4 protein-coding genes are annotated in these 3,340 nt (G+C 77.4%); all 4 read left to right on the plus strand.

What is annotated here, in order from left to right:
* Window positions 1–421, plus strand: a 421-nt coding sequence (locus NH342_RS22420) for a hypothetical protein (RefSeq protein ID WP_253018497.1), incomplete at its 5' end; no start/stop codon positions are given.
* A gap of 102 nt (window positions 422–523) precedes the next feature.
* Window positions 524–1,111 (plus strand): TetR/AcrR family transcriptional regulator, encoded by a 588-nt coding sequence (locus NH342_RS22425; protein ID WP_253018499.1) that lies wholly within the window; start codon window positions 524–526, stop codon window positions 1,109–1,111.
* A gap of 175 nt (window positions 1,112–1,286) precedes the next feature.
* Window positions 1,287–2,039: an ABC transporter ATP-binding protein gene (locus tag NH342_RS22430; protein ID WP_374209499.1), complete on the plus strand. Its 753-nt coding sequence runs from the start codon at window positions 1,287–1,289 to the stop codon at window positions 2,037–2,039.
* A gap of 3 nt (window positions 2,040–2,042) precedes the next feature.
* The coding region (locus tag NH342_RS23800; RefSeq protein WP_308200730.1) for an ABC transporter permease at window positions 2,043–3,340 on the plus strand (1,298 nt) is incomplete at its 3' end.

The raw sequence follows: 3,340 nt of genomic DNA on the forward strand, positions 1-3,340 counted from the left end.
GCCGACCGGCCAGGACCCCGCCGCGCTGCGACCGCTCCTGCTGTGGGCCGGCACGCTCCCGCGCCCGCTCGGCGGCGCGGTGGACGCCGTCGTCCTGGCGGTCCCGCAGCCGAGCGGCGCCCTCGTGGTCAGCACGGCCTGGGCGGACCGGCTGGAGGACGGCAGCCTGCAGCAGATCGGCTGCGGCACCCAGGGCTTCCCGGCGGGCACCGACCCGGCCGGGCTCGCCGTCGCGGCCCGCTGCGTCGTGGCGCAGCGGGGCACCGGGGCGGCACGGGCCACCGTGGTGCTCACCACCCCCGAGGCCACGTCCACGCTGCCCGACGAGCGCCGGGACACCGTCGTGGTCCCGCGCGCGGCCGACGGATCGCCGGTCCCGGTCGGGTCGGCCGGCCCGGGCGACCTGCTGGAACCGGCGTAGCGTTCGCGGCTCCGGTGCTTCCGGGCGTCCAGACACGGCGCGGACCACGGGGGTGCAGCCCCCTCCCCCAGCAGGGCGCGGCCGCGCCCGGGATCGAGCACCGTGGCACCCACCCCCGCCGTCCGCACCGGTCGTCCCCGCGACCTCGACCTCACCCGACGCCTCCTGGACGGCGCCGTCGATCTGGTCGCCGAGCGGGGGTACGGCGAGCTCAACGCCGAGGTGCTGGCCCTGCGCACCGGGGCCGGCAAGTCCGCCATCTACCGCCGCTGGCCGGACATGTCCGCGCTGCTCGCCGACGCCCTGGGCCGGGTGCGGCTGGTCGAACCGCCCCCGGCCACGGGCTCGCTGCGCGGCGACCTCGTCGCCCTGGTGCAGCCCGCCGTCCCGCCCGCCGACGTCCTGCAGCGGGCGATCGGCTCGGTCGTCGGCGAGGCGCGCCACGACCCGCGGCTGCGCGCCACCCTGGACCGGGCGCTCGTCGCCCCGCTCGCCGAGGCGGCAGCCCTGGTCTGCGAGCGGGAGTCCGCACGGGGTCGGCTGGTCGACCTCGCGCGGCAGAGGCTGCTGCACCGGCTGCTGCAGGCGCTGTGGTGGGAACGCTGCAGCGCGGCCGGGCCCGCGCTCACCCCCGCCGAGGTGGACACCCTCGTCGACCGGGTCCTGCTGCCCGTCGTGCGGGGGCGCTGACCCGGCAGCGCCGTCGGTCGGGTCCACCCACGGGATGACCCCGGTCCCTCCTGGGGTGCAGCACAGCCGGTCCAGGGTCGGGACCCAGCTCCGACGCGGGGGGACGCCGCCCGCCGCGACGCTGGGTGCCGACCTGATCACCGCGTCCGAGGAGCTCCCGATGTCCGTGCCCGTGATGACCGTCCCCGGCGAGGCACCGCCCACCACCGCCGCCGTCCGCGCCGCCGGCCTGCGCAAGACCTACGGCCGCGGGGAGACCGCCGTCCACGCGCTCGCGGGTGTCGACGTCGCCTTCCAGCGCGGCCGGTTCACCGCGATCATGGGCCCGTCGGGTTCCGGGAAGTCCACCCTGATGCACTGCCTCGCCGGGCTGGACACCGCCACGGCGGGCCAGGTGTGGCTCGGCGACACCGAGCTGACCCGGCTGCGCGACGAGCAGCTGACCACCCTGCGCCGCGAGCGGATCGGCTTCGTCTTCCAGGCCTTCAACCTGCTGCCGGTGCTCACCGCGGCGGAGAACATGACGCTGCCCATGCAGCTGGCCGGCCACCGCCCCGACCGGGCCTGGATGGACGACGTCGTGGCCCGCCTCGGCCTGCGCGACCGGCTCGGCCACCGGCCCTACGAGCTCTCCGGCGGCCAGCAGCAGCGCGTCGCCGTCGCCCGCGCCCTGCTGCCCCGTCCCGACGTCGTGTTCGCCGACGAGCCGACCGGCAACCTGGACTCCCGCACCGGTGCCGAGGTGCTCGGCCTGCTGCGCTCCAGCGTCCGCGAGACCGGTCAGACGGTCGTCATGGTCACCCACGACCCGGTCGCTGCGGGGTACGCCGACCGCGTGGTGCTGCTGGCCGACGGGCACCTGGCCGGCGAGGTGCACCAGCCCACCGCCGACGCGGTCATCGACGCCCTCCGCGGACTGGGGGGCTGAGGCGTGCGCCGCGTCCTCCTCGCCCAGGTCCGGGCCCACGCCGGCCGGCTGGTCGCCTCGATGACGGCGATCGTCATCGCCGTCGCGTTCGTGGTGGCCACCCTGGTGCTGAACCAGACCGCGAAGTCCACCGTGCTGGACGCCGTCGGTGCGCAGTACACCGGCGCCGACCTGGTGCTGACCTCGACCGAGGGCGACACCCTCGCCGACCAGGTGGCCGCCGTGGCCGCCGTCCCCGGCGTCAGCGCGGTGGCCCCCCAGTGGGACACCTCCCTGCAGGCCGTGCTGCCCGGCACCACCGGCGCGCGCTACGTCTCGATCGGCACCGTCGCCGACGACCCCGCCCTGCGCTGGCAGCAGCTGGCCGCCGGCAGCCTGCCGACCGGACCGGGCCAGGTCGCGCTGTCCGCCGGCGGTGACGTCGCCGTCGGGGACGTCGTCCCCTACACCACCTACGACGCCGAGGGCACCGAGCTGAGCGGCGACCTGACGGTGACCGGGCTGGTCGACACCTCCGGGTCGGTCACCGGTGGCCTGTTCACCCAGGGGTTCGTGACCCCGGAGCAGGCCCAGGAGTGGGGTGCCTGGGCCAGCGAGCTGCTGATCGCCGGCGACCCCGACCCGGTGGCGCTGCAGGCCGCCGTCACCACCCGCGCGGTCACCCTGCAGACCGGCACCGAGGCGGCCGAGTCCGCCGCCGCGGCGCTGACCGGCGACTCCGACGCCCTCGCCGTGGTGCTGCTGGTCTTCGCCACGGTCGCCGTCCTGGTCGCCGGGCTGGTCATCGCCAACACCTTCGCCGTCCTGCTGGCGCAGCGGACCCGGGAGCTGGCGCTGCTGCGCTGCGTGGGCGCGACGTCCGCCCAGGTCCGGCGCAGCGTGCTCGGCGAGGCCGCGATCACCGGCCTGGCCGCCTCCGCGCTCGGCGTGCTGGCCGGCACCGGTCTGGCCGCCGGGGTGTCCGCGCTGGCGCAGGCCCTGGACTCACCGATCCCGCTGGCCGGGGTCTCCGTCCCGTGGGTCGCCGTGGCCGCCGGCCTGGCCGTCGGCCTGCTGACCACCGTGGTCGCCGCGCTGGCCCCCGCCCGCGCCGCGACCCGGATGGCCCCGCTCGCGGCACTGCGCCCGACCGACGCCGCCCCGCTGCGGTCCCGGCCCGGCGTGCTGCGGCTGGTCCTCGGCCTGCTGCTGCTGGTCCCCGGCGTCGCCCTGCTGCTCTACGGCGCGGTCGTCGGCGACGTCCTGCTGGCACTGCCCGGCGGCGTGCTCAGCTTCCTCGGCGCGTTGCTGCTGGCCCAGCG

Origin of the sequence: Klenkia sp. PcliD-1-E, from assembly GCF_024124375.1 — a bacterium.
GTDB lineage: Bacteria > Actinomycetota > Actinomycetes > Mycobacteriales > Geodermatophilaceae > Klenkia.

Bases quoted from the DNA above. Each gene is read 5' to 3' on its own strand.
- NH342_RS22430 (WP_374209499.1), top strand. From the start codon at position 1,287: ATGACCGTCCCCGGCGAGGCACCGCCCACCACCGCCGCCGTCCGCGCC.